Raw genomic sequence first — 24257 nt, forward strand, 5'->3', positions numbered from 1 at the left:
TTAACAGGCCGGGAGAAAACGGTGGGCGGGGAACAGCAAAACGACAGATTAGAGCGTGAGGTTGAGCAGCAGTTAGGGTTGGCTTTTCAACATCTGCCGATGCGCTCGATGGAGCTGACTCATGGGCGCTACACGCTGGATAACTTGCTGCAACATGCTGACTACCAGCTGCTGGCCTGGAAAGATCTTGAGCATGGACTGCACTCTTGGGCTCGTCTGTTTACCCTGCTAGCCAGTGGCATCATTATCTCTATTCGCCCCCATGGTAGCGGTATGGTGATGCGGCTGGAAAGTGATAGTCCTTTACCGCTGTGGTTACTGCATATGTTGCGGGCAGTCGATCTGCGACTGCAGCGCTTCGCTGCCACCCTTCCATCGTCTGAGCAACATCCTTGGCACTGGGATTGGGTCTTGAGAAACTGTTGGCAGGAGGCGCAAGGTTTGGGGATCACTCGCTGTGAACGGGGCGTTCACAATCAGTTGGTTATCTGCCATCAATTAAAACTGCAAGCGTACCCCGATGTGCTGCCTCGCGTACCTAACCTACTGGATTACTACCGTCGCCAATTACTGAAAGATCCGGGCCCTTCGCTCAACTTGGTTGAGCGCTGTAAGCGCCTGATGTCTCGAGCATTACCTAGCGTATTGCAGGTGGATAGTTTGGCTAGCGAGTTGGGGATCTCCGGGCGTAGTTTACAGCGCCAGCTTAAGCTGGCGGGGGTCTCTTATAGCAGCTTGTTGACTGAGGTACGGCAAAGCCAAGCGCGAGCCAAGCTAGCCGATACCAACATCTCGGTACGGCGGCTGGCACTGGAGTTAGGTTTCTCCGAGCCGAGTAACTTTATTCGTGCGTTTCGCCAGTTTGAAGGCTGTTCGCCCAGTGATTATCGCCAACAGGTCAAGCAGCATCAGGTGGCGCCAGATCATCTGCCGATCCGTTTTCTCTATGCGGAAAACCTGTTGCAGACCGACTGGCGTAATAGTCGTCGGGGGGCGCGGGTGTGGATGGAGGTACGTAATATCACCTTCACTAAAGATGTCTCGGTGATGTGTGAAGATCTTGATGGCATCTGGCGTGGTTATCCAGCCAGTTTTGAGCGTTGGCTAGGACCAGGGCGAGAGCTTTGGAGCAGTGTGAATATTTCGGTATTTGACCCGCTGCGGTTTCGCTTGCAGTTTCGCTCTGGTAACCGGCTTTATATCGATGATAACGATGGCAGTGGTTACACCGTGAGCGCCACTCAGCGGTACCTGCTGGGTGACCATGAACTGGCAGTATTGTCGTTGGAGCTGTTTACTTTGGCCGATGGTCAGCAGCTATTAACCGGACGGGCATTAACGCCACGCTATGGTGACGATGAATTGCATCTTGTGGTCAGTAGTCATGATTGGATCAGCGGTCATACCCAGCGTGCAGATACCTTTCCCCTTGAGGCATCGGATGCGATTGGCTGGCAATTTACCCTATCACTGCCAACGGGGGCGGCACCTTGGGTGCGCTTTGAACACCATAGCCAGTTGGGGGTTGAGGTGGATGACAATGCTGGCGAGGGCTACCGTCCACGAAATTGTTAACTTCATCACGCACGATTTCATGTTGCGCAAAAAGACAGCAGCTTTGTCGCAATATGACAACGTTTTGACCCATATTTGCTTTACTCTCCATCCTGCTAATAAATACTTCCTTGTGCGCTAGTCGGCCGGTACGGACAAGGAGTCTATCAATAACTTTGCTAGGATGAGCATAATGATTATCAATAGACGCTGGTTGAAGCCCAGTTTGATTGCACTTTCCGTGTCGGCAGTTCTGCTGTCTGGTTGTTCCGACGACGATGATGATACGCCGCTGGTATGTGATTGGCCTATGGTGGCTAACGCTGACGAAAGTGAATGTGTAGAAGGGCGTAATCTGCATGTGGCTTCACCTGACTGGCGTGATCAGATTATCTATTTTTTGATGATTGACCGCTTCAATGACGGTGATAGTACAAATAACGATCAGGCTGGCTATTATAATCCGGCGCTGGAAAGTCACTATAGTGGGGGCGATCTGGAGGGGATCCAGGCGCAACTGGATTATGTTCAAGCCCTAGGCATGACCTCTATCTGGATCACTCCGCCAGTTGCCAACCAGTGGTGGGACCCGTTCAATCAGTTCTCCGGTTATCACGGCTATTGGGCGCGGGACTTTATGGCTGTCGATGAGCATTACGGTGATCTCGAACACTATAAAAACCTCTCCCATGCGCTGCATGAAAATGGCATGTATTTGATCCAGGATATCGTGGCGAACCATACCGGTAACTTCTTCCGTTATGACGGTGCTTACAATCCTGACGATACGGCGGAGAACTTTCTTATTATTCCGGACAATGTGCCGGTGACTGCGCCGATTCAAGCCCCTTTTGACCAGAATGATCGTAACAATGCCGATCATGTGGCTGCGGACATTTACCACTGGACACCGGATATTAATGACTATCAGGATCCCGCTCAGGAGTTGGGTTACCAACTGTCCGGTCTGGATGACTTAAACACCGAAAATCCTGTCGTCCTGGCTGCGCTCAAACAGAGTTACAACTACTGGATCTCTGAAGTGGGCGTTGATGCATTCCGCGTCGATACTGCCAAGTTTGTTGATCATGATTTCTGGAACAAGTTCTTTCATGATGCCGACGGCATTGAAGCGGCTGCAATGGCGACCGGGCGTAGTGATTTTCTCTACTTCGGTGAAGTGTTTGAAGCCTCTGATCCATTGATGAACAATGGCGAGCAGAAGCTTGCAAGTTATGAAGGCACGCCTGATAAGCCAGAGTTCAAATCACTCATTGGTTTCCCGCTTTACTCTGAACTTAGTCGAGTTTTTGCTGAAGGTCAGCCTAGCCAATATCTAAGCTATCGCTTGCAGCAACATATGAGTCAGTACCAGAACCCGTGGATCGTGCCGAACTTCGTTGACAACCATGATGTGGCGCGTTTTCTCTCGAAAGGATCGTTACCTGGCTTGAAGCAGGCGTTAACGACGATCCTGACTATCCCCGGTATACCGGTGATTTGGCAAGGTACAGAGCAGGCTTTGACTGAGCCGCGCCAGGCGATGTTTGCTGGTGGTTATCTCAGTGAAGAAGATCAGTTCAATACCGAATCGGAGATGTTTACCTTTATCGCCGAACTGTCGCAGATCCGTACCAGCAATCCAATTTTTACCCGTGGTGATATGACCCTGTTGGCAGACAACATTGCCGCTCCTGGCGTTTTGGCGTTCCAGCGGAGCTACGAAGGCAACAATGCATTTGTCATCTTTAACTCCGCAGACAATGAGACCCTGCTTAATGGTTTAGACACCGGCTTGCCTAACGGTACTGTGCTGACCCTGCTGATGGGCGAAGAATACAGTGAAGATGTCACCGTCGGCTTTGAGGGCAAGCTGACCATGCCGTTGGCCCCCCGAGCAACATTAGTCCTGATGCAATCGCCAGAAACCGGTGATATTGATGCCGGTGATGAACAGATCCTGATTAATGAGGATATTCAGGGGCAAACGCTGAGTGAAAACATCCTGTTGACGGGCTCAGTAACGGAAGCTTTTGCGCCGTTGCAGCTGGTGATAGATGGCAACCTCACCGCCGCTATCAGCTTTACTGCGGACAGCGAGGGTGGTTGGCAAACGGTATTGCCAGTGGAGAGCTTTGCCGCCGGAGAGAGTCAGCACAGCGTTGAAGTGTTTGCGGTTGCTCTTAATGTGGCCAGCAGTCAGTTGAGCTTCACTGCTGATGTCGCTCCGACCGGTGTTGAAATCACCCAAGATGATGTGCTGGATGATGATAATGGACCGAGTGGTAACTATGGCTATCCACAGGATGCCAGTTTTAGCCGCCAACAAGACATTGAGAGCGTCAAGTTGCTCGCTTCCGGCAGCAATCTGGCGGTAACTCTGACCATGCGCGAAATTACCCAAACTTGGAATCCGACCAACGGATTTGATCATGCGTCCTTGCATCTGTTCTTCGATCTGCCGGGCGAAGAGGGCTTGACCGTATTGCCGGAGCTGAATTCGGCGACACCGACAGACTTCGATTGGAACCTTGCTCATCGCGTCTTTGGTTGGAACAACCTGATGTACTCCACCACGGGTGCCGATGCCGATACCCGCGGTGAGAATTTAGGTTTTGCGCCAACCGTGGAAGTGGATGCCGATGCCCGGACTATCACCTTTAATTATGATGGCCAGGCACTGGGGGTCTCTGATTGGACTGACACTAAAGTCTATGCGTCGACCTGGGATATCGATGGTTTATCAGATGCGCCGCGGGCCCTGAGCGCTGACGGTGGTCAGTGGGAATATAGTGGTGGTGACACGACAGAGGCGAAAATCATGGATGACATTACTCCTATCACAGTGCCGTTTGCTGGTGTGCGTGTTGATGACGCCGCCAATGACGAGGCCTACGCTTATCCGCTGGATGAAAGTTTTGGCTCGCAACAAGATATCTTGCAAGCCAGTGCCACTGCCAATGGTAGCAATATCAGCCTAACTTTGAAGATGGCTGAAGTGACTGACACCTGGAATCCAAGCAACGGCTTTGATCATGTGGGTTTCACTATCTTTATCGATTTAGGTGAAGGTGAGGGCGCCACTGTGATGCCGAAGATGAATGGCAGCGTGCCGGCAGATATGCAATGGCAAGTGATGACCCGTACTTATGGCTGGAACAATGCGGCGTACAGTGCCAATGGTGCTAGCGCTGATGAGTGGGGCGATCCGGTGACGCCTGCGCCAGCGGTTGTTACCGACCTAGATGCGGGCACTGTTACCTTCCAGTTCAGCAGTCAGTTGCTTGGCAACCCGCTGAGCCTTGCAGGGGTGAAGATTTATGTCACCACTTGGGATATCGATGGCTTATCCGATGGCTATCGCGCTATCTCCGTTGACGGCAGTCAATGGGAATATGGCGGGGGAGAGCCGAGTGATCCCAAAGTACAGGATGAGGTGCTGATCACCTTACCCTAAGGATCCGTTTTTAAGTGGCTAGACGCCGACAGTCGTCGGCAACCTTCAAGGTCTGCATTCTTTCATAGCAAGAATGCAGACCTTTATTATACCCAAAACGCTGCGCGGGGCACGCTGTGTACAGGATGTACGGTCGAAAATTGCTTCCTGCATTTTCGACATTCCCGCCATCCCTGACGGTCGTACACCCACTACGCTACGCGGAGTGAGCTTTGCCGCGGGTGCATGGCACCCAATACACTTCGTGGGGTGTGCTAATGCACAAGAGCGGCGATACCCAAAACGCTGCGCGGGGCACGCTGTGTGCAGGGCGTAGGGTCGAGAATTGCGCCACCCGTTTCCGACATTTCCCGCCATCCCTGGTGGTCATTAGGTTCAAGCTCTAACGCTTTTAAAAAGCCCTCTCCAAGGGGAGAGGGTTGGGTGAGGGGTATCTTGAACCATTCCTATGCCAGGTTTATTTCGTGTGCAGCTTTTGTAATGCGCTTGTTACGCCTAGCCCCGCTTTACACTCTTGGTTGAATGGAGATCAAGTTAGTACTCCTTAACACTGGACACAGTTAGTTAAGAGTTGCTAAAACCTGCACCTTGAAAATTTACGTTGCCACATGTTGGCCGCAGCAAGGTGTTTATGACAACTCAGCCCTCACTTATTAAGCGACTGACTAGTGGCAGTCTGGTTTTGCAGATCCTGATCGGGATTATCGCTGGGGTCGTGTTGGCCAGCGTGTCACCGTCAACGGCAAAAAGCATTGCTTTTTTGGGCTCGCTATTTGTTTCGGCGTTAAAAGCGGTGGCTCCTGTGCTGGTATTTATTTTGGTGGCGTCCTCTATCGCCAATCAGAAGAAAGGTGAACATACCCATGTGCGTCCGATTCTCCTGCTCTATGTGATCGGTACTTTGGCGTCGGCGCTGGTGGCTGTCAGCATGAGCTTTTTATTCCCCACGACGCTGGTATTAACAGCACCAGAAGCGGCAATGGCACCGCCGGGCGGTATTGGCGAGGTACTCAATACCTTGCTGTTTAAGGTGGTGGACAATCCGGTTAATGCGCTGATGACGGGTAACTTTATCGGCATTCTGGCTTGGGGTGTGGCGTTAGGTTTAGCGCTGCATAAGGCCTCTAAATCGACCAAGCAGATGTTCCATGATGTATCAGAGAGCGTCACTTTGATCGTAAGAATGGTGATCCGCTTTGCTCCGATCGGTATTTTTGGCTTGGTGGCGCAAACCGTCGCTGAAACCGGCTTTGTTGCGTTGGCGGGCTACGGCAAGCTACTCGCCGTGCTGTTGGGCTCAATGTTGTTTATCGCTTTAGTGGTTAATCCATTGATTGTGTTTGTCAGAACTCGCAAGAACCCTTATCCGCTGGTGTTGCTCTGTTTACGGGAAAGTGGCGTCACCGCCTTCTTCACCCGCAGTTCGGCGGCCAACGTGCCGGTGAATCTGGCATTGTGTGAGCGTCTTAAACTCCATGAAGATACCTATTCAGTTGCTATTCCCTTGGGAGCGACCATCAATATGGCGGGTGCGGCGATCACCATCACCGTGTTGACGCTGGCTGCAGTACACACTGTTGGTGTTGAAGTGGATATCGCAACAGCGCTGTTGCTGAGTGTTGTCGCTGCCGTTTCGGCTTGTGGTGCATCGGGAGTGGCAGGAGGGTCGCTGCTGCTGATCCCATTGGCCTGTAGCTTATTCGGTATCTCTAACGATGTGGCCATGCAAGTGGTTGCGGTGGGCTTTATTATTGGTGTGGTACAGGATTCAGCTGAGACCGCCCTTAATAGCTCAACTGATGTGGTGTTTAGTGCTGCCGCTTGTGGACAAACCGAGTTGCCGAAACAGTAAAAGCTGCTTGCATCGCTAGTCAGAAGCCGCTTATTTGAGCGGCTTTTTTCTGCGACGAGATTGTCAGTCGTTAGTGATCAGCGATTAAGTTGTCGTTTGTTTGTATGATGGCGATAAATGCCTATGTATGCTCTCTTTTGCGCTTGGCAATCCGATTGCTGCAGACCGTTACTGCTCTAATTCATCAATCGCTTCGGTTACTAATTCCAATCTATCAGCAACCACCGCCTGCGCATCCCGTAGCCCCTGATTATAGAAATGAGGCCCCAGGTTATCGACGATAAAGTCCAGCATGAATTCGGCTTCAAATTGGCCTAACTCGTAATCCAGTTCCTCAGCGATATAGCGCTGCAGCTTGTCCAGCAGTGGAGTGCGCTGGTCATTAGGCAACTTGATCTTTGCCATTAGGCCTCCTTAGAAGCGGTCGATAAGTGTTTATAGAAGTACACGGTTGCATCATAAGTCCCTTCGCCATTAAGGGCGAAACCGGGGATCTGTCCCGCTTCTTGGTAGCCGACTCGGCGGTACAGCGCTGAAGCGACATCGCCGAGACGGGTATCGAGTACCATTAGATGGCGGCCATGTTTAACCGCCAGAGGTTCTGCTGCCAAGATCAAAGCCTTGCCTATGCCTTGCCCTCTGGCACGGGTATGCACCATTAGCTTTTCCACTTCTGCACGATGGTGGCCATTGGGCTTGGCAGTCATCGACAGCTGTATTGTGCCGAGTAGCTGCTGTTGGTCGTCTAAGGCGATTAGCATCGCGCGTTCAGGCGTTGCCAAAGATTGCTCAACAGCTTGCCAATACTGCAACGCCTCATCGCGGGCAAGGGGAGGGATAAAGCCAATGGATGCACCGTCATCCACACAGTCAATTAACAGTGCGACTAAGTCCTGCAGGTACGGAGTGAGTTCGTTGACTTGCAGCTGTTGCATTACGCATTCCTTTGAAAAATCATCCGAGATCATAGCGGCAGTAGGCCGTTTATTGGTACATACTAGCGTTTTGCTTATTCCCTGGTAACTGTTTGTTGCATACGTTGGCGAAGCCACTATCAGGGCTGTTTGAGCTTATCTCATTGGTTTTAATTATTGATGATGGAGAGTCGTCGCTATGTCGAGCAAGATCTACTGTATCGCGCTGTTTAAACCTAAACCTGGCAAGTTGAATGAACTATTCAAGGTACTACAGGCGTTAGAGCCCAACACCCAGCGAGAAGATGGTTGTATTCAGTATTTGGTGACTCGCCATATTGAAAACCCATTTGCCACGGGAAGCAGTTTTCCTATTGCGTTTCAAGAAATATGGCGGGACCGCGCCAGTTTTGAAGCGCACTGTCAGCGTAAAGAGATCAGTGAATTTTTTGAGGCGCAGTGTGTTGCCGAAACCGGGTTAGTGGAAGATTACAACGTCTGTGTTTACAGCGATGAGCCCGAGGGGTATGACGCGCCAGTATTTGCTTAGTTTATTAGCAGCGGCCTTGCTGTTTTAGCAAAGCCGCTGAAATCATTCTCTTATTACCAGCCAATTAGATAGCGACTGCGTTTATCCAGTAGCTTTTTAATTCCCATCGCGATCAGCATGCTAATCAAGGTGATGGCTAGGGTCATGATAATCGCGGTAAACCAATTACCGTATTCCTGCATACCGAACAGATCCGGCTCGCCAAAAATCATCCACCAAGGGGTGGTGATCCATGGATGGATAAAATAGATGGCAAAGCTGGTATCCGCCAATTGTGGCATCAACGGTATTTGGCGATCGCCTAGTTTGTTGAACAACGCCATAAACATCAGTGCCAGCGCTAATTTTTGCAATAACATCAAGTCAGGTGCGCCTGGTTCAAAGGGGGCTTTGTTCATTGGACCCGCTTCAAAGAAGTAGGTTTGGAGCATCGCCAATGACACGGCGATAACCAGTAGTAACCACCAATATTTGTCCATCCACGGGAAAGCGATATCACGGTGGGCAGAGACCCAGATACCGATCAGGTAGATAGGGATAAAATAGACCAGTGATTGCAGTGCATTTAGGTTGCCAATAGGGCGATGGACATAAACGGCAATCAGCAGCAGTGGGATCGCCATGTACATGACCCAGCCTTTATTGGTCAGCCACTTAAATACCGGACACAAAGCAAACAGCATCATACCCATGGGGATATACCAGTATGCGGTGAGCGTACGCCCAGTGATCACATACCAGCTAGCTGCCAGCGCTGGGTTATCGATACCCGCTTCAAGGTGGAACTGTGGGCTGGCTGCGCTGGTTAGATGCCATGTGATCCACGGCAGAGATAGCAGCAGGTAAGGCAGCAGAACAAACTTACACTTGTTGCCAAAATACTTAGCGAAGCCGCGGCGATGATGGAAAACATGATGGAACAGAAAGCCGGAGATAAACACGAAAAACACGGTGCCGTTCATCATTAGGTTAAACAGGGTGCCATTGACAAACCCGTCTGTCTGCCACCCCGCCATGCGATAGACATGGGCAAATACGATAAACAGGATAGCCATGCCGCGAAATTGGTTAATGCTATTGAGGAACATCTAAATACTTCTCTCATTGGAACTGTTTGGCTTGAATGAATAGGCCTACCGAATAGATTAAAGCACAGCTGATAATTGCCACACCATCAATCTATTGGATTTCACTGGTTTCTGTGGGGATAGATCAGTTTTAATCGCCGCTGTTTGAACTCAGTCGCGGAGTCTGGCTCCAAGCGACCCCCCATCAAGTCTAAGCCTAACCAGGTATATGCCTCCGTGAGATCGGGAAACACTGCTTGGTCGATGATCTCGCCATACAGGGTACTGAACACATCGCTTTCGCTGAGTTGGTCAAAGCGCAGGATCATCTCGGGGCCGTTCCACTCTCGTGGCAGCATTCGACAGCAAGCTTGAAAGCCGGCCATTACCGATGCCATAGAGTGCGGGCTGCCCAGCTTTTGCAGCCTGACATCTGCCAGAAGAAAGTAGGCGGCGCCAGACCAATACACCCGTTTGTAACTGCCGGTAGACCACATGCTGCCACTGAGTTCTCTTAATGGTCTATCTTTCTGTATCGCATCTTTTTGACCCCGTAAGAATCCAGCGTGCATCTCTTGCCAAACTTGCTCTTCGGTCAGTATGCCTTGAGTGCCTCTAAGTATGTTCTGGTAGTAACTGGCAAGCCCTTCAGATAACCAGATATCTGCGCTACCAGGGAAGGGGATCAGTAGGTGGCTGAATTCGTGAACCCCTGTCCAGTCTTGTTGGAATTGCCGTAGGGACTGTTCGGGATTGACATAAAAGGTGATGCCATTCGGTGTGCCACGGGTTATCTGCCCCCACGGTACGGGGCCTTGACCATAGCTGGCTACTTTAACTTCAATATGAGCGATGGGAATAGGAAATTGGCCGGAGATCTTACTGACGACAAGCGCTGTCTCTTGTAGCCAGCGTCGCACCTTTTCTTGTTGGCTAGGGCTCAATGCCGGATCTAACGCCAGTGAAAGCGTTCCTCCGGGGATCGTGATCGGCTGACTGTTTGCTGCAGCGAAAAAACTAAAAGATAAACCAACTATAGCCACTGCCAGTAATCGGCCGATGCGACTGCCGATGACGCTCGCTCTGCCGGTGTCGTTCATTACGCGTTAGCCGGCGCAGCCAAAACCACGCGATCGATAAACTTGCGGAGTAGTGCGTTCGATTCAGGGGTTTCTACCGCTGACGACAACACCGCGTGCAGTTGAGCCGAGTTTTGCGTGTATTTATGGGCATAGAGACTGAGTCGGTCGATAAGCACCTGACGATCCACCTCTGGGTGAAATTGTGTGGTCCAGAACGGCGCGTTGTTAACCTTGAAACTATGACTGCAAGGGGCGGTTTCTGCGAGCAGAGTGCAGTTCTCTGGTATTTCCGGCGCTCTTTCTCTATGCACTGACACGGCATAAAACGGGTTCGTTGTGTCGTGAAAGAGTGGATCGGTTTGCGCGGCGGCGGTGAGGCTAATGGGTATCGTGCCCATTTCGTAATCTGTTTCATCTCTGATCACTTCACCACCGAGTGCGACTACGGCCAACTGATGACCGAAACAACTGCAAAAAGTGGGCATCTTGATATCGATACAGTAACGTAGCAGTGCCGCTGCATCAGGTACAAATGGGTAATCGATAGGCTCTAAAACAGAGGCGTCGGATGAGCCGCCAACTAATACTGCGTCAAATTTGTCGATAACTTCAGGTTCGAAATGTGGCTGATCAAAGACGTTAAGTACTGAAAATTGTTCCTCGTTCAGGCCACAAAACGTGGCGAAACTGGTGAGTTCCTCTAATCGCGTGACGCTGTCGTTGCGGATCTGCAATAGTAAAACTCTGAGGGCTTCACGAGGTTTATTGGATACACGGTGGGGCATTTTCTCTCCAACGTTTAAAGGTGATTAGAGGCTCTGACCTCTAGATACGCTATTTGCTCCCCAGAGCGATCATTTTGAACCCTGTAACGTGACCAGTATTTTGCGACTACCACCTTGATCCCTATGTTCACCTAAATAGATTCCCTGCCAGGTGCCCATTGCTAAATGCCCCTGACGAATGGGCAGCATAACACTACTACCCAGCAGGCTCGCCTTGATGTGGGCTGGCATATCATCATCTCCTTCATAGGTATGCTTATAGTAACTGGCTCGCTCTGGTACGAAATGATTGAAGTGGGATTCCATATCGGAGCGTACCGTGGGATCGGCATTTTCATTGATGGTAAGAGAGGCGGAGGTGTGTTGAATAAACAGATGAGCTAAGCCGATCTGATATTGTTGCAGTTGTGGTAGTTGGCTAATCACTTCATCGCTGATTAGATGAAAGCCGCGACAACGCGGCTTCAATCTAATTAATATTTGCTGCCACATGGTTACTTGTCGAAGCAGATTTCGATATTGGCATTGCCATATTCTGAGCCGAATGGTATCAGGATCTTCGGTCCATCGGATTTATGACTGATGGTGTGACCCATGCCTGAAACCACGACAGGGGTCGCCATATCGAAGTCGTAGCCTTTGTCACCCAAAATGTTCTTGGCGCCGCCGGTGACCATATTGGTAATTTCACCCACCATGTCGGTCACTTCTTCGTTAATTTCGGTGGGACGTTCACCCAACATCCGCTGCATGATTTCCAAGGCAAGGGTGCCCTCAAAGGTAATGGAGAGAGAGCCTTTGGTTTGTGGGCCTACCATACCGATTAATCCGCTGACATCGCCCTGCGCCTTTTCATCTTTTTTAAGTCTTGGCTTCCCAGCTTTAAGTTCAAGAGATGCCATGGTGCCGAGCACGTTATTTAGCGACTCGAGGAAAGGATTAATAAATTCTACATTCATAAGTGAGGCCTTGTTGCTCCTTAGCGTTCACTGAAGCTACTAAATAGCTGGCGATAGTTACTTTTATTCTATCTGCTAAATGCGTTGGCGCAACTTGGCAATAGCGGGAAAAGAGCTTATCGGGGAAGAATGTGCACTGGGTTGGCTTTGTTTCAGATATTTCTAAGCAAAATAATGGTGAGAGGACACTTTGTAGCCGATTTGCCACAAAGCGCCCCTGCCAGTTGTGCTGGTTTTAGATGCGTTGGCGGATCGCTTTAAGGATCGGTGAGGCTTCATAGCCGTTATGCTCACCCCAACTCAGCACCATGTAACCATCTGGCCCAGCATCATTGAGCATCTCATCCGGAAGTTGCTCCACCAAGTATTGGCCAGCCTTATTTGCACTGCGTTCTAAGGCAAACTTTAGCAAGCTCCTGCCATTGCACATCACATCTTGGTAGATGCGTTTGAGCTTCACCCTTTGCTTTCTCAGCGTTTTTTTCACCTTTACTGCGTCATCTTTGGCAATGGCATGACACAAGCTCTCGGCTGCCTTGATATCGAGAGCGATCGCCTTACTGGAGAGCAATAGACAAGTGATGGCTAATAAAATGGCTGAAATACGACCCTGAATCATCTGTTCTTCCTAATAACACCTATTCATTAGAGTGTTTACACTAACAAATAGGTGACATAGATCAATTTGATGACGCTGATATGAACTTTTTATAACCGCTTTTTGCGACTTCTGACCGTCAACTAATGATTCCACATCCTGTGCTGGTGTGTCAGAAGCGCTTGGTCGTAGCGCTTGGTCGTAGCGCTTGGTCGTAGCGCTTGGTCGTAGCGCTTATTCGCTCTGATTACGTCTTGAGTTAGGAGGGTGATACAATGGCGGTTTATTCCAAACTGTGATCTTTTAGTGCCCGTGACTCTTAGTAAGCCATTCTCTCGTAAGTTCTCCGTTGCCCCGATGCTGGATTGGACCGATCGCCATTGTCGCCACTTTATGCGCTTGATCAGCAATAACACGCTGCTTTACACCGAGATGGTAACCACGGGGGCCATCCTGCATGGACGCGGTGATTTTCTGGCATTTAATGAGTCTGAGCATCCCATAGCGTTGCAGCTGGGAGGGAGTGATCCGGAAGCGCTCGCTAAGTGCGCTAAACTGGCGGCGGAGCGGGGCTATGATGAGGTGAACCTGAATGTTGGCTGCCCCTCGGATCGCGTGCAAAATGGTCGCTTTGGTGCCTGCTTGATGGCGGAGCCAGCGTTGGTCGCCCAATGTGTGGAACAGATGCGTGCAGCGTCTGATTTGCCGATCACGGTAAAAACGCGCATCGGTATTGATGAGCAGGACAGCTATGAATTTCTGACCCAGTTGATTGATACCGTGAAAAGTGCCGGTTGTGACAGCTTTACCATTCATGCGCGCAAAGCATGGTTACAAGGGTTGAGTCCCAAAGAGAATCGCGAGATCCCGCCACTGGATTATCCACGGGTCTACCAGCTAAAGCGTGACTATCCTGAGTTAGAGATCGTCATCAATGGCGGTATCAAGACTCTCGATGAGTGTCAGCAGCATCTGCAGCATGTGGATGGCGTAATGGTGGGGCGAGAGGCGTATCAGAATCCATATATGATGGCAGAGGTCGACCGCCTATTGTTCGGTGATAGCGCACCAGCAAGAACCAGGCGAGAGGTGGTGGAAGCCATGTACCCCTATATTCAGGCTCATCTGGATGGGGGCGGCTATCTCAACCATATCAGTCGACATATGCTGGGGATATTTCAGGGAATGCCGGGTGCCCGTCGTTGGCGGCGCTATTTGAGCGAAAATGCTCATAAACCAGGCTCTGGTGTTGAAGTGGTTGAGGCGGCGTTACAACAGGTCAATTGTGATTAGCCTTTAACTAGCAGAGCACTCAGTTGATCACCTACTCATATTTACCAACTACATGGTGAGATTAACTATATCGCTGGTTAATTTCACCATTTCACTTTTTTCTCTTGTTATTTTTTCTTTCATGGTCCACTTTAAGGTGCTGATATTTAAAGAGATAATTTTATTTCTTTGATCTGGCACGGCAATTGAAACAGTTAGTTCGTCACTTAATCAATTTTCAGGAAGACGATGATGAACATACTTAACACTGCCGCCGCTATCACTCTGGTATTTACTGGTTTCTCCGCTCAGGCTGATACCAGCAACGATGTGACCGACTACCTTGCTGTACAAGTTGCCGAACAAACCCAGCGTGTGGTTGTTGAGTTGGGTGATGAGTTACAACAGTCAGCGGCTGCACTTGTCGCTGCATCTATGGCTGAGTTGGCACCTGCTGACATTGCGATTGCGAACCAAGCTGATTTGGCGGAGCGAGAAGCGCAAAACCCAGATGAGTCTGTGCTAATCGCGGGTCGCTAGGTTTCTCTATGTGGCTATTTATAGATGTTGATGTAAGCCAGATGGATACCAGACCATGACGTATCTCAGTATCAGTGCCGCAAGGCTACGTAAGTTTAAAGGGATTGAATGTGAATGATGACTGTTCCGCGACGGAATAGAGCGATTCACGCAGTATCATTCCCTTATTGATTATTCTCCCTCTTTTATCACCCACCTATCATGAGTGTGTTTCAGTTGCTTAGCTAAACCTACCGTATTCTTTTTGCATTCTGGCTTGGCGAGGACTGCTGCTTCGCTGTGTGTGCTTCGGTTTGCTTGCGCTCACTCTTTGTTTAACGCTCGTAGCCTTGTTGGCCACCTCTGCCTCGGTTGCGTCGAACTATCTTCAACTTAGCGTTCTATTTGCCATCTTCGCTTTAAAGCGAGCGTGAATAATTTTGTCAAAATAGAGTTGGCTAAATTAACCAATAATTAGTTTTTTTCCAATGTTGTCGGCCGGTCGCAGGAGCGTTGTAAATATCCATGTTTTAATTTAAGTCATTGATTTTAATGGTTTAAAAAATAATTTTTGAAGTTGGCACGTAGGTTGAATAGTCATTAAGTATCAAAGCGAATTTTACTGATACTAAACACCAAAGGAACTGACATGACTATTTCAAACATCACTAAAACACTTTTCGTAGGTTCGGCGTTACTGGTTAGCAGCATGAGCGTCAGCGCTAATGAGATCGACACTGATGCGCTGCAACCTGTGGTTGAGCAATCGCTGGAAGCACAAGTGGTCGCTCAAACCGAGCAGGTCGTGGCAGAGCTGCAGGTGCAGATAGCGGAATCGTTAGCGGCGTCACTGGCTTCATTGTTGCCAGAAGATCTCGCTAGTTTAGCGCGCGGAGAATAAGCCATGTTTCTGCCTCTGTTTTTAATGATGATGCTGCCGCTGCTGGGACTTGTCCTGACACTTGTAGTGTTTCAGTTGGCAGGCTGGTGAATCTAGATAGCGGATATCTTTGCATTGGGAGTCGTCGATGAACATGGTTAAGCAAAATGATGGTTGGGTGTTTGGTCTGTTTTCTGCGTTGGCTGATAAATATCAGCGTCCGGTGTGGGTGATGCGAGGACTGGCGGTACTACTGTTTGCCGCCAATCCATTTTTGGCAGGGAGCGTTTATATTGCGGCGTACGCTGCGATGCGTTGGGCTAATCCCCACTCACACGCTTCAAAGCGGCTTTAATCGCTCGTTTACTCTCTTTACTGCTTAACGCGTTAAAGAAGCAGGTGAGTTCAGCTTCCAGTGTACGGCGCAGCGCTTTACGACGGGGCTGGCGGAGCAGCTTACGGCTGGCGTCAATGGCTTCAGTAGGAAGAGCGGCAATTCGCTGTGCTTGTTGCTTGGCAAAAGGGAGCAGCTCTTTGTTCGTCAGAACCTGATTGATCATACCCATCTGTTTGGCGGTTTTGGCATCGAACGCGTCGCCTAACAGGAGCAGCTCTGCAGCACGAGGGTAGCCAACTAATTGTGGTAACAGCAAACTGGAACCTGCTTCGGGTACCAAGCCAAGATGGGTAAAGGGTAATTGAAAGCGCGTATCTTCCGCAGCATAAACCAGATCGCAATGCAGCAGTAACGTGGTACCAATGCCTACCGCTGCGCCAGCGGCTGCCGCAATCAATGGCTTGTCAAAATCTAATAGGCAACGCAGAAACTGTACCACGGGCAGCTTTTCTGGTGGTTGATCGATCGACTGGAAATCCTTTAAGTCATTACCGGCAGTGAAACAGCTGCTGCTTCCCTGGATAAGTACGGCTCTGACATCATCGTGTTTGCTGGCTTGTTCCAAGCCATCGGTTAACGCCTGATACATATCCTGAGTCAGCGCGTTACGTTTTTCAGGCCTATTTATTGTCAGGATGAGAACACCCTTAGTGACTTGTTGTGTAATATGTTTAGACATGATCACGTTTATCTATAATGGGTTACAGTGGTCTAACCAGATTAGGCTAAAATGAGACAACCTCAACTGCAGGGAGCTGAATTGTGATACGACCCTTTGTTTCAGTGATTATCGTGCTAAGCAGCATGATTTTTAATCTCGCCGTGGCAGCACAGCCAAATATTGTTAAGCCGTACATCAGGGCGCTACCGCCCGGGGTTCCGAACAGCGCCGCATTCCTGGTGATCGAGAATCCGATGTCCGAATCAGTCGTTTTGCTGGGGGCGGAAACAGAGATCGCAGCGCGTGCAGAGTTGCACAATCATTTGAGTGAAGATGGGGTGATGAAGATGCGCCAGGTTGACTCGATTGAAGTGCCGGCGAAATCGAAAGTAACTTTGCAACCGGGGGGGTTACATATCATGTTGTTTGATATTAAAAACTCACCGCAAGTGGGCCAGCAGATCCCGATAACACTTATATTTGCTGATGATACAAAAATAACAGTGATGGCCGAGGTGAGAGATCTCCGCGAACAACATCACCACCATGAGCATCATTGAGGGGAGTTTCACCAATGACGAGTTTTAAGCGTTGGATCTGGCCTGTAGTTTTTATTTTTCTCATCGTTAATTACGCCATTGCGGTGTATTGGAGCGTTGAGCCGGGGAGTATTGATCTCTCCGAGCGGGTGACCATCGATGCCGAGGCCGCTGCAGAAAAGCCTGTGGTTGGCTATACCACAACGACAGCACTGATTGCTGTCAGTGAAACCATGCTCGACAAGAGTGGTGGCTATCTGGCCAATGATGTGATGCCTCCCTCTGTGTTGATGGATAATATGCCTGCTTGGGAGTTCGGTGTATTGGAGCAGATCCGAGACTTAGCATTGGTGATGCGTCGTGACTTCAGTCGCTCACAGACTCAGTCTCAGGAAGATCAGGACCTGACCGTGGCTCAGCCGCAGTTTAATACTGACCATACCCGTTGGGCCTTCCCCAGCGCCGAGGGTGAATATCGTAAAGGGATAGAAGCACTTTATCGCTACCGTAGCCGCTTGGCCGATCCAGCCGACTACAGTGCCCAGTTCTATACCCGGGCAGATAATCTGCAGGCGTGGTTACAGGAGGTGCAGAAACGTCTAGGTAGCATGTCACAACAGCTTTCAGCATCTGTTGGACGGGAACGGTTAAATATTGATCTTGCTGGCCAACCTGATGCCAAGAGTGCGACAGCGATCCCTGACTACCAACAGATCAAGACCAGCTGGTGGAAAATTGATGACGTGTTCTATGAGTCTCGAGGGGCTTGTTGGGCATTGCTGCAGTTTTTATATGCCGCAGAAGTTGATTTCGCCGACGTTTTGGCGAAAAAGAACGCAACCGTGAGCCTAAAACAGATAATTCGTGAACTAGAGGGTACCCAAGATACCGTCTGGAGCCCTATTATCCTCAATGGCGGCGGATTTGGCGTGGTAGCTAACCATTCTTTAGTGATGGCGAACTATATTTCCCGCGCAAATGCCGCCGTGATTGACTTAAACAGACTGCTTTCGCAGGGGTAGGCACAACCAATGCACAGATATAATAAAATTTTCGCAACACTTTTGACTGGCGGCGCACTGATTGCTGCGCCGGCAGCGATGGCAGACACCATTGCCGGGCTCTATGTCGGTGCGCAGTATTGGCATATGAGTGCGGATGGTTCCGTTGGTTCAGATACAACGATGGAAGATTTCAATCTCTCCGATGACGACAAGGGCGCAGTTTGGCTGGCGCTGGAGCACCCGGTACCTTTGTTGCCAAATCTGAAACTTCGGTACAATCAGCTAGACACTGATGGTGAAGCCGATGTGACTGATTTTGAGTTTGGCGGTGAAACCTACAATGGTTTAGCGACCACCGATCTGGATCTGGATCATCTCGATATCATCATGTACTACGAGATCCTCGATAACGATACTGTATGGCTGGATCTGGGGTTAAACCTCAAATACGGTGATTACAAGGTTGCAGTGACTGGCGAGATTGATGATGGTGCTGGCGGGACGGTATCCACTTCAACCAGTGAAAAATACAACGGCGTGATCCCGATGTTGTATGGCGCTGGCGGTGTCGGATTCCCCTTTACTGGGCTGGGGCTGTTTGGTGAAGCCAACTGGATCGGCTACGACTCTAACTACCTGTATGACGTGCAAGGCGGAGTGAGCTGGAAGTTTCTCGATAATCCGGCGATAGATGCTGAAATCCAACTGGGTTACCGCAAACTGCACTTTAACGTCGACGACCTTAGCGACATTTATGCTGATGTCGATTTTGATGGCGGCTTTATTGGTGTGCAAGCGCACTTCTAAAGTGAGTTGATATTGCGAACGGCACCTTTGTTGGTGCCGTTTTTGTTTGTTGCCCTTCCTTCCTACAGATAAGCCGCCTGAGCTGCTTAGAACCCCAATGTGTTAAAAATCGATTTGTTATTACATTTGGTTATAAAAAATCTGTTTTTATTATTTCGAGTTATCGTTGTGACTGCTTAAGCTATGCCCAATTGTTATTTTGGGAAAAATACCAGCGATGGCTTCTAAGGATAATTTGCTTTCTGCACTGCTCAGTACTGAGCAACAGCAACGCCTGCAACAAGCGGTAGGCGACTTCAATCCGGCACAACTGACCTGGGTCAGTGGCTACTTGGCTGGCTTAGCTAATGCGGGCGGCGTGCAAGCAACCGCAGGCACTGCGGTCACTGCTGATGCGCCTGCTGCCGGCGGCGCTCTCACCATTCTTTATGGCACCCAAAGTGGTAACGGCAAAGCTGTGGCGAGTCAGCTGCAGGCGCAAGCCGAAGCCAAGGGGTTACCTACAAAATTGGTCTCCATGGCTGACTTCCCAGTGAAACAGCTGAAGAAAGAGACCCACCTGGCCATCGTGGTGAGTACCCATGGCGAAGGCGATCCACCGGATGAAGCGGAAGAGCTGCACGCGTTGTTAGGCTCTAAACGTGCTCCGAAACTGGATGGCTTGAAGTTTTCTGTTTTGGCGCTGGGCGACTCCAGCTATGAGTTCTATTGCCAGACAGGTAAAGATTTCGACGAGCGCATCGCCAAGCAAGGCGGCTCTCGCTTACTTGACCGCGTAGACTGCGATGTTGATTTTGAGGCTGCAGCTGAGACTTGGCGGAATGAGCTGGTTGACGTGCTGGCGAAAGAGTTGAGTGCAGTGCATGCACCGGTTCAGGCGGGCGTGTCGGCGAATACCGCAGTGTCTGCCACCGCAAGTCAATATGACAAAAAGCATCCATTTACGGCCAACTTGTTGGCGAACCAGAAGATCACAGGTCGTGATTCTATTAAAGATATCCGTCACGTCGAGATCGATCTGGAAGGCTCCGGCTTGGCCTATCGTCCTGGTGATTCGCTGGGGATCTGGTTTGAGAATGACGTTGCGTTAGTCGATGAGCTACTTACTTTGCTTGGCCTTGATGGTACGACCGAAGTGAAGTTGGACGACGAAACTTTCAGTTTGAAAGATGCGTTGATCAGTAAGTATGAACTTACGCAGTTGGTGCCTAGTTTTGTGAAAAGCTACGCCGAATCGGCTGACAACGCGACACTGAAAGGGTTGGCTGATGATGCTACTGCGTTGCGCGAATTTATCGGTGACCGACAGGTGATTGATGTCGTGCGTGAGCATCCGGCTAAGCTGACAGCTGAACAGTTGCAAAGCAGTCTCCGTCGCATTACACCGCGTTTGTATTCTATTGCATCCAGCCAGTCAGAGGTGGAAGAGGAAGTGCATCTGACGGTTGGCGTGGTGCGCTACGACGCATTTGGTTCTGAGCATTTGGGTGGCGCCTCTGGGTTCTTAGCAGAACGCCTGGAAGAGGGTGGCGACGTAAAAGTGTTTATTGAAAACAATGACCACTTCCGTCTACCTGAAAACGGTGATACGCCAGTGATTATGGTTGGCCCAGGAACCGGCATCGCGCCGTTCCGTGCGTTTCTTCAGGAACGGGAAGCAACTGATGCCGAAGGCGATAACTGGTTACTGTTCGGTAATCCGACCTTTACTCAAGATTTCCTCTATCAAACCGAGATCCAGCGCTACGTAAAGAGTGGTGTGTTGTCGAAAGTGGATCTGGCCTGGTCTCGGGATCAAGCGCACAAGATCTATGTGCAGGATAAGATCCGTGAACAGGGTGCAGAGCTGTATCAGTGGTTGGAAAGCGGCGCACATTTCTATGTGTGTGGCGATGCCAGTCGTATGGCTAAAGATGTGCATGAAGCATTAATCAGTGTAGTGGCAGAGCATGGTGGAAAGAGCCAGGAAGATGCTGAAGCCTATGTTACCGAGCTACGTCGCGCGAAGCGTTATCAACGGGATGTTTACTAATGAGCGATCTGAATGAATTGAAAGTGTCTGGCAAATTGGCAGACAACGAGCGAATCAAAGGTGAGAGTAACTTCCTGCGCGGCACCATTGCTGAAGATCTTAACGATGGTTTGACCGGTGGGTTTACCTCTGACAATTTCCAGTTGATCCGTTTTCACGGAATGTATCAGCAGGATGATCGCGATATCCGTGCTGAGCGTGCCAAGCAGAAGCTGGAACCGCTGCAGACCATGATGCTGCGCGCCCGTATGCCCGGCGGTGTGATCACGCCGCAGCAGTGGCTGGGGATCGATAAGTTCGCCGAAGAAAATACTATGTTCGGCAGTATTCGCCTGACCACGCGGCAGACGTTTCAGTTTCACGGTGTACTCAAACGCAACCTGAAGCTGATGCATCAAACGCTGGATGCCATGGGCATCGATTCGATAGCGACGGCGGGTGACGTTAACCGTAACGTACTGTGTACCTCAAATCCGGTTGAGTCTGAGCTACACGCAGAAGCGTATGCATGGGCGACTAAGATCTCAGAACATCTGTTACCGCGAACCAAGGCGTACGCAGAGATCTGGTTGAACGGTGAAAAGCATTTATCGACCGAAGAACCGATCCTAGGGTCAACCTATCTGCCGCGTAAGTTTAAAACAACCGTGGTGATCCCGCCGCACAACGACATCGATGTGCATGCCAATGATCTGAACTTTGTTGCTATCGCTGATAATGGCAAGTTGGTCGGTTTTAACGTGTTGGTTGGTGGTGGCTTAGCCATGACCCACGGTGATACGGCGACTTATCCACGCAAAGCGGATGATTTCGGCTTTATTCCGGTGGAGCACACGCTGGCGTTTGCTGAAGCCGTGGTCACGACGCAACGTGATTTGGGTAACCGGGTTAACCGTAAGAATGCGAAAACTAAGTACACCCTTGAGCGCGTTGGTGTTGACGTATTTAAAGCGGAAGTCGAAAAACGTGCTGGTGTGAAATTTGAGCCAAGCCGCCCGTATGAGTTCACTGAGCGTGGCGATCGCTTTGGCTGGGTCAAAGGAATCGATGGCAAGTGGCATTTGACGCTGTTTATTGAAAACGGCCGAATCCTCGACTTCCCTAACAAGCCGTTGAAAACAGGCATGGCAAAGATCGCTGCGATCCATCAGGGCGATTTCCGTATGACGGCGAACCAAAATCTAGTGGTCGCCGGTGTACCTGAAGCGCAAAAAGCTGAGATCGAGCAGCTCGCAGTTAGCCACGGCCTGATGGACAGTTCCGTCTCCGAGCAACGTCAGAGCTCAATGGCTTGTGTGGCTTTACCGACTTGCCCATTGGCGATGGCGGAAGCCGAGCGCATGTTGCCGGAGTTTGTGACCGATATTGAGGGGATGCTGGCTAAGCACGGTATTGCCGAAGAATCGATTATTACTCGCGTCACCGGTTGCCCGAATGGTTGTGGTCGCGCCATGTTGGCGGAAGTTGGCTTAGTGGGTAAAGGTCCAAATAAGTACAACTTCTACCTGGGTGGTAACCATAACGGTACCCGTATTCCGCGGATGTACCGCGAAAACATCAGCGATACCGAAATTAAAGCCGAACTGGATAGTTTAATTGGCCGCTGGTCAAAAGAGCGCGATGGTAGCGAGCGTTTTGGTGACTTCGTTATCCGTGCTGGTGTGGTGCGTCCGGTTATCGACTCAGCGAGGGATTTCCATGATAACTCCTGATAGCTTGTTAACGCTGCCGACCGCGCAGCGGCGCATTGCATTGACCGAGGTGAATCAGAGTCTGGAGCAGAAAACTGCGGAACAGCGAGTTGCCTGGGCGCTGGAAAACCTGCCTGGGGAGATTGTGCTCTCCTCCAGCTTTGGTATTCAAGCCGCGGTGATGCTGCACATGGTGACACGTCAGCGGCCTGATATTCCCGTGATCTTGGTGGATACCGGTTATCTGTTCAAAGAGACTTATCAGTTTATTGATGGCCTCACAGAGCAGCTAGACCTCAATCTGCAAGTGTACCGCAGTCCTGAAAGTGCGGCCTGGCAGGAGGCGCGTCATGGTCGATTATGGGAACAAGGCGTTGAGGGTATTGACCGTTACAACAAGATGAACAAAGTTGAGCCGATGCAGCGTGCTATGCGTGATTTAGGTGTTGGCACCTGGTTCTCTGGTTTACGGCGCAGTCAGTCATCTACTCGTGCAGAACTGCCAGTGGTTGATTTGATCGATACACGCTTTAAGGTGTTGCCGATCATCGACTGGAGCAATAAAGACGTTCACTATTACTTACAAGAGAATGGCCTGGATTATCACCCATTGTGGGATCAGGGCTATGTCTCAGTGGGAGATCACCACACCAGCCGGCCACTCGAAGCGGGCATGACGGAAGAGGAAACTCGCTTCTTTGGTCTGAAACGAGAGTGTGGTCTGCACGATACCAATGTGATGGGTGACGGTATTTAATTTGTTCTTATGCTGAACGAATAAAAGGGCCGATAGGCCCTTTGCTATTTCTGGAGTATGAAGTAATGACTGAACGTATGGCCCCACTGCGTCAATTAGCGCCCAACCTTGCTGAAAACATGGCGCAGGCTTGGCCGCCTGTGCCTGTATCGCTGATTGGTGCCGGGCCCGGCGATCCAGGATTGTTAACCATCAAAGCACTCATTCGCCTGCAACAAGCAGATGTTGTGATGTATGACTATCTGGTCTCAGAAGAGATCATGTCACTGGTGCCCGCCCATGTTGAGAAGGTGTGTGTGGGCAAGCGCGCGGGAAATCACAGCGTGCCGCAGGGCGAGATTAACCTGCTAATGGCTGAGCGGGCTGTAAATGGCGACAAGGTGGTACGACTGAAAGGTGGCGATCCGTTTATCTATGGTCGGGGTGGCGAGGAGCTGGAGCTGTTGGTCGAAAAAGGGGTGCCGTTTGAAGTGGTGCCTGGGATCACAGCCGCTTCCGGTTGTGCAGCCTATGCCGGTATCCCGTTAACCCACAGAGACTATGCGCAGACTGCGATGTTTATTACGGGTCATCGGCAGCAGGGCGGTGCGGAGTTGGATTGGCAGATCCTGGCCAAGTCGTCTCACACTTTGGTTATCTATATGGGGGTACTGCGCTCGCAGGATATCCAACAGGCGTTGATCGCTCATGGCCGTGATGAGACGACCCCATTCGTGATTGTTGAGCGAGGAACAACCCCACGTCAGCGGGTGGTGAAAGGTCAGCTATACCAGTTGGCTGAGATTGTCGCAGATGCAGAAGTGGGCTCGCCGGCACTGATTATTATTGGCGAAGTAGTGGCATTGGCTGATAAGTTGGCTTGGTTTTCTGAGAAGTAACT

The 24257-nt window shown here is 50.3% G+C and carries 24 protein-coding genes; 15 read left to right on the forward strand and 9 right to left on the reverse strand.

All coding sequences use genetic code 11. The annotated features are described in order from the left end of the window. Positions 1-21 precede the first annotated feature (21 nt). The 3 genes from EZV61_RS01770 (at position 22) to sstT (ending at position 6863) form a co-directional block, all read left to right on the forward strand. Positions 22-1575 (forward strand): helix-turn-helix transcriptional regulator, encoded by a 1554-nt coding sequence (locus tag EZV61_RS01770; protein WP_114336999.1) that lies wholly within the window; start codon positions 22-24, stop codon positions 1573-1575. A 172-nt stretch (positions 1576-1747) separates the two neighbouring features. Further along, positions 1748-5011 carry an alpha-amylase family glycosyl hydrolase gene (locus EZV61_RS01775; protein WP_165569501.1) on the forward strand — a complete coding sequence of 1088 codons (3264 nt, stop codon included), beginning with the start codon at positions 1748-1750 and terminating at the stop codon, positions 5009-5011. Between the two features lie 631 nt (positions 5012-5642). After that, complete coding sequence (gene sstT, locus EZV61_RS01780) at positions 5643-6863, forward strand: serine/threonine transporter SstT (RefSeq protein ID WP_131414129.1); 1221 nt, start codon at positions 5643-5645, stop codon at positions 6861-6863. A 168-nt stretch (positions 6864-7031) separates the two neighbouring features. On the opposite strand, the gene EZV61_RS01785 is transcribed toward sstT, so the two are convergent. Both EZV61_RS01785 and EZV61_RS01790 read right to left on the reverse strand, forming a co-directional pair. Beyond that, positions 7032-7268 (reverse strand): DUF2164 domain-containing protein, encoded by a 237-nt coding sequence (locus tag EZV61_RS01785; RefSeq protein ID WP_130566291.1) that lies wholly within the window; start codon positions 7266-7268, stop codon positions 7032-7034. Beyond that, positions 7268-7798, reverse strand: coding sequence for a GNAT family N-acetyltransferase (locus tag EZV61_RS01790; protein WP_131414130.1), 531 nt, complete (start codon positions 7796-7798; stop codon positions 7268-7270). The genes EZV61_RS01785 and EZV61_RS01790 overlap by 1 nt, the downstream gene beginning before the upstream one ends. A 178-nt stretch (positions 7799-7976) precedes the next feature. Here EZV61_RS01790 and EZV61_RS01795 point away from each other — a divergent pair, with 178 nt between their 5' ends. Then, positions 7977-8327 carry a putative quinol monooxygenase gene (locus tag EZV61_RS01795; protein WP_114337004.1) on the forward strand — a complete coding sequence of 117 codons (351 nt, stop codon included), beginning with the start codon at positions 7977-7979 and terminating at the stop codon, positions 8325-8327. A 53-nt stretch (positions 8328-8380) separates the two neighbouring features. On the opposite strand, the gene EZV61_RS01800 is transcribed toward EZV61_RS01795, so the two are convergent. The 6 genes from EZV61_RS01800 to EZV61_RS01825 all read right to left on the reverse strand — a co-directional run bounded on the left by EZV61_RS01800 (position 8381) and on the right by EZV61_RS01825 (position 12839). Next, positions 8381-9415: an acyltransferase family protein gene (locus tag EZV61_RS01800; RefSeq protein WP_114337005.1), complete on the reverse strand. Its 1035-nt coding sequence runs from the start codon at positions 9413-9415 to the stop codon at positions 8381-8383. Positions 9416-9516: 101 nt separating this feature from the next. Beyond that, a complete protein-coding gene (locus EZV61_RS01805) occupies positions 9517-10494 on the reverse strand; it encodes a M61 family metallopeptidase (protein WP_131414131.1) in 978 nt (325 codons plus the stop codon). Further along, on the reverse strand, positions 10494-11261 hold the full coding sequence (locus EZV61_RS01810) for a type 1 glutamine amidotransferase (protein ID WP_131414132.1): 768 nt from the start codon (positions 11259-11261) through the stop codon (positions 10494-10496). The genes EZV61_RS01805 and EZV61_RS01810 overlap by 1 nt, the downstream gene beginning before the upstream one ends. Positions 11262-11330: 69 nt before the next feature. Continuing rightward, positions 11331-11753, reverse strand: coding sequence for a secondary thiamine-phosphate synthase enzyme YjbQ (locus EZV61_RS01815; RefSeq protein ID WP_131414133.1), 423 nt, complete (start codon positions 11751-11753; stop codon positions 11331-11333). A gap of 2 nt (positions 11754-11755) precedes the next feature. After that, positions 11756-12220: a chemotaxis protein CheX gene (locus EZV61_RS01820; protein WP_114337009.1), complete on the reverse strand. Its 465-nt coding sequence runs from the start codon at positions 12218-12220 to the stop codon at positions 11756-11758. A gap of 235 nt (positions 12221-12455) precedes the next feature. Continuing rightward, entirely contained in the window at positions 12456-12839 is a 384-nt protein-coding gene (locus EZV61_RS01825) for a DUF3718 domain-containing protein (RefSeq protein ID WP_131414134.1), read from the reverse strand. A 285-nt stretch (positions 12840-13124) separates the two neighbouring features. Here EZV61_RS01825 and dusA point away from each other — a divergent pair, with 285 nt between their 5' ends. The 4 genes from dusA (at position 13125) to EZV61_RS01845 (ending at position 15844) form a co-directional block, all read left to right on the forward strand. Next, on the forward strand, positions 13125-14111 hold the full coding sequence (gene dusA, locus EZV61_RS01830) for a tRNA dihydrouridine(20/20a) synthase DusA (protein ID WP_267896990.1): 987 nt from the start codon (positions 13125-13127) through the stop codon (positions 14109-14111). Positions 14112-14339: 228 nt separating this feature from the next. Then, positions 14340-14630 (forward strand): hypothetical protein, encoded by a 291-nt coding sequence (locus EZV61_RS01835; protein WP_130566297.1) that lies wholly within the window; start codon positions 14340-14342, stop codon positions 14628-14630. A gap of 628 nt (positions 14631-15258) precedes the next feature. Further along, positions 15259-15510, forward strand: coding sequence for a hypothetical protein (locus EZV61_RS01840; RefSeq protein WP_114337013.1), 252 nt, complete (start codon positions 15259-15261; stop codon positions 15508-15510). 127 nt (positions 15511-15637) lie between these two features. Beyond that, a complete protein-coding gene (locus EZV61_RS01845) occupies positions 15638-15844 on the forward strand; it encodes a PspC domain-containing protein (protein ID WP_131414135.1) in 207 nt (68 codons plus the stop codon). On the opposite strand, the gene EZV61_RS01850 is transcribed toward EZV61_RS01845, so the two are convergent. Further along, entirely contained in the window at positions 15810-16565 is a 756-nt protein-coding gene (locus EZV61_RS01850) for an enoyl-CoA hydratase-related protein (protein WP_131414136.1), read from the reverse strand. The genes EZV61_RS01845 and EZV61_RS01850 overlap by 35 nt on opposite strands. 83 nt (positions 16566-16648) lie before the next feature. Here EZV61_RS01850 and EZV61_RS01855 point away from each other — a divergent pair, with 83 nt between their 5' ends. The 7 genes from EZV61_RS01855 to cobA all read left to right on the forward strand — a co-directional run bounded on the left by EZV61_RS01855 (position 16649) and on the right by cobA (position 24255). Continuing rightward, complete coding sequence (locus EZV61_RS01855; RefSeq protein WP_130566301.1) at positions 16649-17107, forward strand: copper chaperone PCu(A)C; 459 nt, start codon at positions 16649-16651, stop codon at positions 17105-17107. A 14-nt stretch (positions 17108-17121) separates the two neighbouring features. Then, on the forward strand, positions 17122-18108 hold the full coding sequence (locus EZV61_RS01860; RefSeq protein ID WP_131414137.1) for a DUF2333 family protein: 987 nt from the start codon (positions 17122-17124) through the stop codon (positions 18106-18108). Positions 18109-18117: 9 nt separating this feature from the next. Next, positions 18118-18897: a TIGR04219 family outer membrane beta-barrel protein gene (locus EZV61_RS01865; protein ID WP_114337018.1), complete on the forward strand. Its 780-nt coding sequence runs from the start codon at positions 18118-18120 to the stop codon at positions 18895-18897. A gap of 217 nt (positions 18898-19114) precedes the next feature. After that, positions 19115-20929, forward strand: a complete 1815-nt coding sequence (locus tag EZV61_RS01870) for an assimilatory sulfite reductase (NADPH) flavoprotein subunit (protein WP_130566303.1) — start codon at positions 19115-19117, stop codon at positions 20927-20929. Next, complete coding sequence (gene cysI, locus EZV61_RS01875; RefSeq protein ID WP_130566304.1) at positions 20929-22641, forward strand: assimilatory sulfite reductase (NADPH) hemoprotein subunit; 1713 nt, start codon at positions 20929-20931, stop codon at positions 22639-22641. The genes EZV61_RS01870 and cysI overlap by 1 nt, the downstream gene beginning before the upstream one ends. Further along, on the forward strand, positions 22628-23377 hold the full coding sequence (locus EZV61_RS01880) for a phosphoadenylyl-sulfate reductase (protein ID WP_130566305.1): 750 nt from the start codon (positions 22628-22630) through the stop codon (positions 23375-23377). The genes cysI and EZV61_RS01880 overlap by 14 nt, the downstream gene beginning before the upstream one ends. Before the next feature lie 65 nt (positions 23378-23442). Continuing rightward, positions 23443-24255 carry a uroporphyrinogen-III C-methyltransferase gene (gene cobA, locus EZV61_RS01885; protein WP_131414138.1) on the forward strand — a complete coding sequence of 271 codons (813 nt, stop codon included), beginning with the start codon at positions 23443-23445 and terminating at the stop codon, positions 24253-24255. Positions 24256-24257: the final 2 nt, after the last annotated feature.

Source organism: Corallincola luteus, assembly GCF_004336975.1.
Taxonomy (GTDB): domain Bacteria; phylum Pseudomonadota; class Gammaproteobacteria; order Enterobacterales; family Neiellaceae; genus Corallincola; species Corallincola holothuriorum.

Excerpts from the sequence above, each read along its gene's own strand:
- EZV61_RS01795 (WP_114337004.1), top strand. The coding sequence starts at position 7,977 with ATGTCGAGCAAGATCTACTGTATCGCGCTGTTTAAACCTAAACCTGGC.
- EZV61_RS01820 (WP_114337009.1), bottom strand. The coding sequence starts at position 12,220 with ATGAATGTAGAATTTATTAATCCTTTCCTCGAGTCGCTAAATAACGTG.
- EZV61_RS01810 (WP_131414132.1), bottom strand. The coding sequence starts at position 11,261 with ATGCCCCACCGTGTATCCAATAAACCTCGTGAAGCCCTCAGAGTTTTA.
- cobA (WP_131414138.1), top strand. The coding sequence starts at position 23,443 with ATGACTGAACGTATGGCCCCACTGCGTCAATTAGCGCCCAACCTTGCT.
- EZV61_RS01860 (WP_131414137.1), top strand. The coding sequence starts at position 17,122 with ATGACGAGTTTTAAGCGTTGGATCTGGCCTGTAGTTTTTATTTTTCTC.
- EZV61_RS01790 (WP_131414130.1), bottom strand. The coding sequence starts at position 7,798 with ATGCAACAGCTGCAAGTCAACGAACTCACTCCGTACCTGCAGGACTTA.
- EZV61_RS01835 (WP_130566297.1), top strand. The coding sequence starts at position 14,340 with ATGATGAACATACTTAACACTGCCGCCGCTATCACTCTGGTATTTACT.
- EZV61_RS01815 (WP_131414133.1), bottom strand. The coding sequence starts at position 11,753 with ATGTGGCAGCAAATATTAATTAGATTGAAGCCGCGTTGTCGCGGCTTT.
- EZV61_RS01850 (WP_131414136.1), bottom strand. The coding sequence starts at position 16,565 with ATGTCTAAACATATTACACAACAAGTCACTAAGGGTGTTCTCATCCTG.
- EZV61_RS01825 (WP_131414134.1), bottom strand. The coding sequence starts at position 12,839 with ATGATTCAGGGTCGTATTTCAGCCATTTTATTAGCCATCACTTGTCTA.
- EZV61_RS01870 (WP_130566303.1), top strand. The coding sequence starts at position 19,115 with ATGGCTTCTAAGGATAATTTGCTTTCTGCACTGCTCAGTACTGAGCAA.
- EZV61_RS01865 (WP_114337018.1), top strand. The coding sequence starts at position 18,118 with ATGCACAGATATAATAAAATTTTCGCAACACTTTTGACTGGCGGCGCA.
- EZV61_RS01880 (WP_130566305.1), top strand. The coding sequence starts at position 22,628 with ATGATAACTCCTGATAGCTTGTTAACGCTGCCGACCGCGCAGCGGCGC.
- EZV61_RS01840 (WP_114337013.1), top strand. The coding sequence starts at position 15,259 with ATGACTATTTCAAACATCACTAAAACACTTTTCGTAGGTTCGGCGTTA.
- EZV61_RS01845 (WP_131414135.1), top strand. The coding sequence starts at position 15,638 with ATGAACATGGTTAAGCAAAATGATGGTTGGGTGTTTGGTCTGTTTTCT.
- sstT (WP_131414129.1), top strand. The coding sequence starts at position 5,643 with ATGACAACTCAGCCCTCACTTATTAAGCGACTGACTAGTGGCAGTCTG.
- EZV61_RS01800 (WP_114337005.1), bottom strand. The coding sequence starts at position 9,415 with ATGTTCCTCAATAGCATTAACCAATTTCGCGGCATGGCTATCCTGTTT.
- EZV61_RS01775 (WP_165569501.1), top strand. The coding sequence starts at position 1,748 with ATGATTATCAATAGACGCTGGTTGAAGCCCAGTTTGATTGCACTTTCC.
- cysI (WP_130566304.1), top strand. The coding sequence starts at position 20,929 with ATGAGCGATCTGAATGAATTGAAAGTGTCTGGCAAATTGGCAGACAAC.
- EZV61_RS01805 (WP_131414131.1), bottom strand. The coding sequence starts at position 10,494 with ATGAACGACACCGGCAGAGCGAGCGTCATCGGCAGTCGCATCGGCCGA.
- EZV61_RS01785 (WP_130566291.1), bottom strand. The coding sequence starts at position 7,268 with ATGGCAAAGATCAAGTTGCCTAATGACCAGCGCACTCCACTGCTGGAC.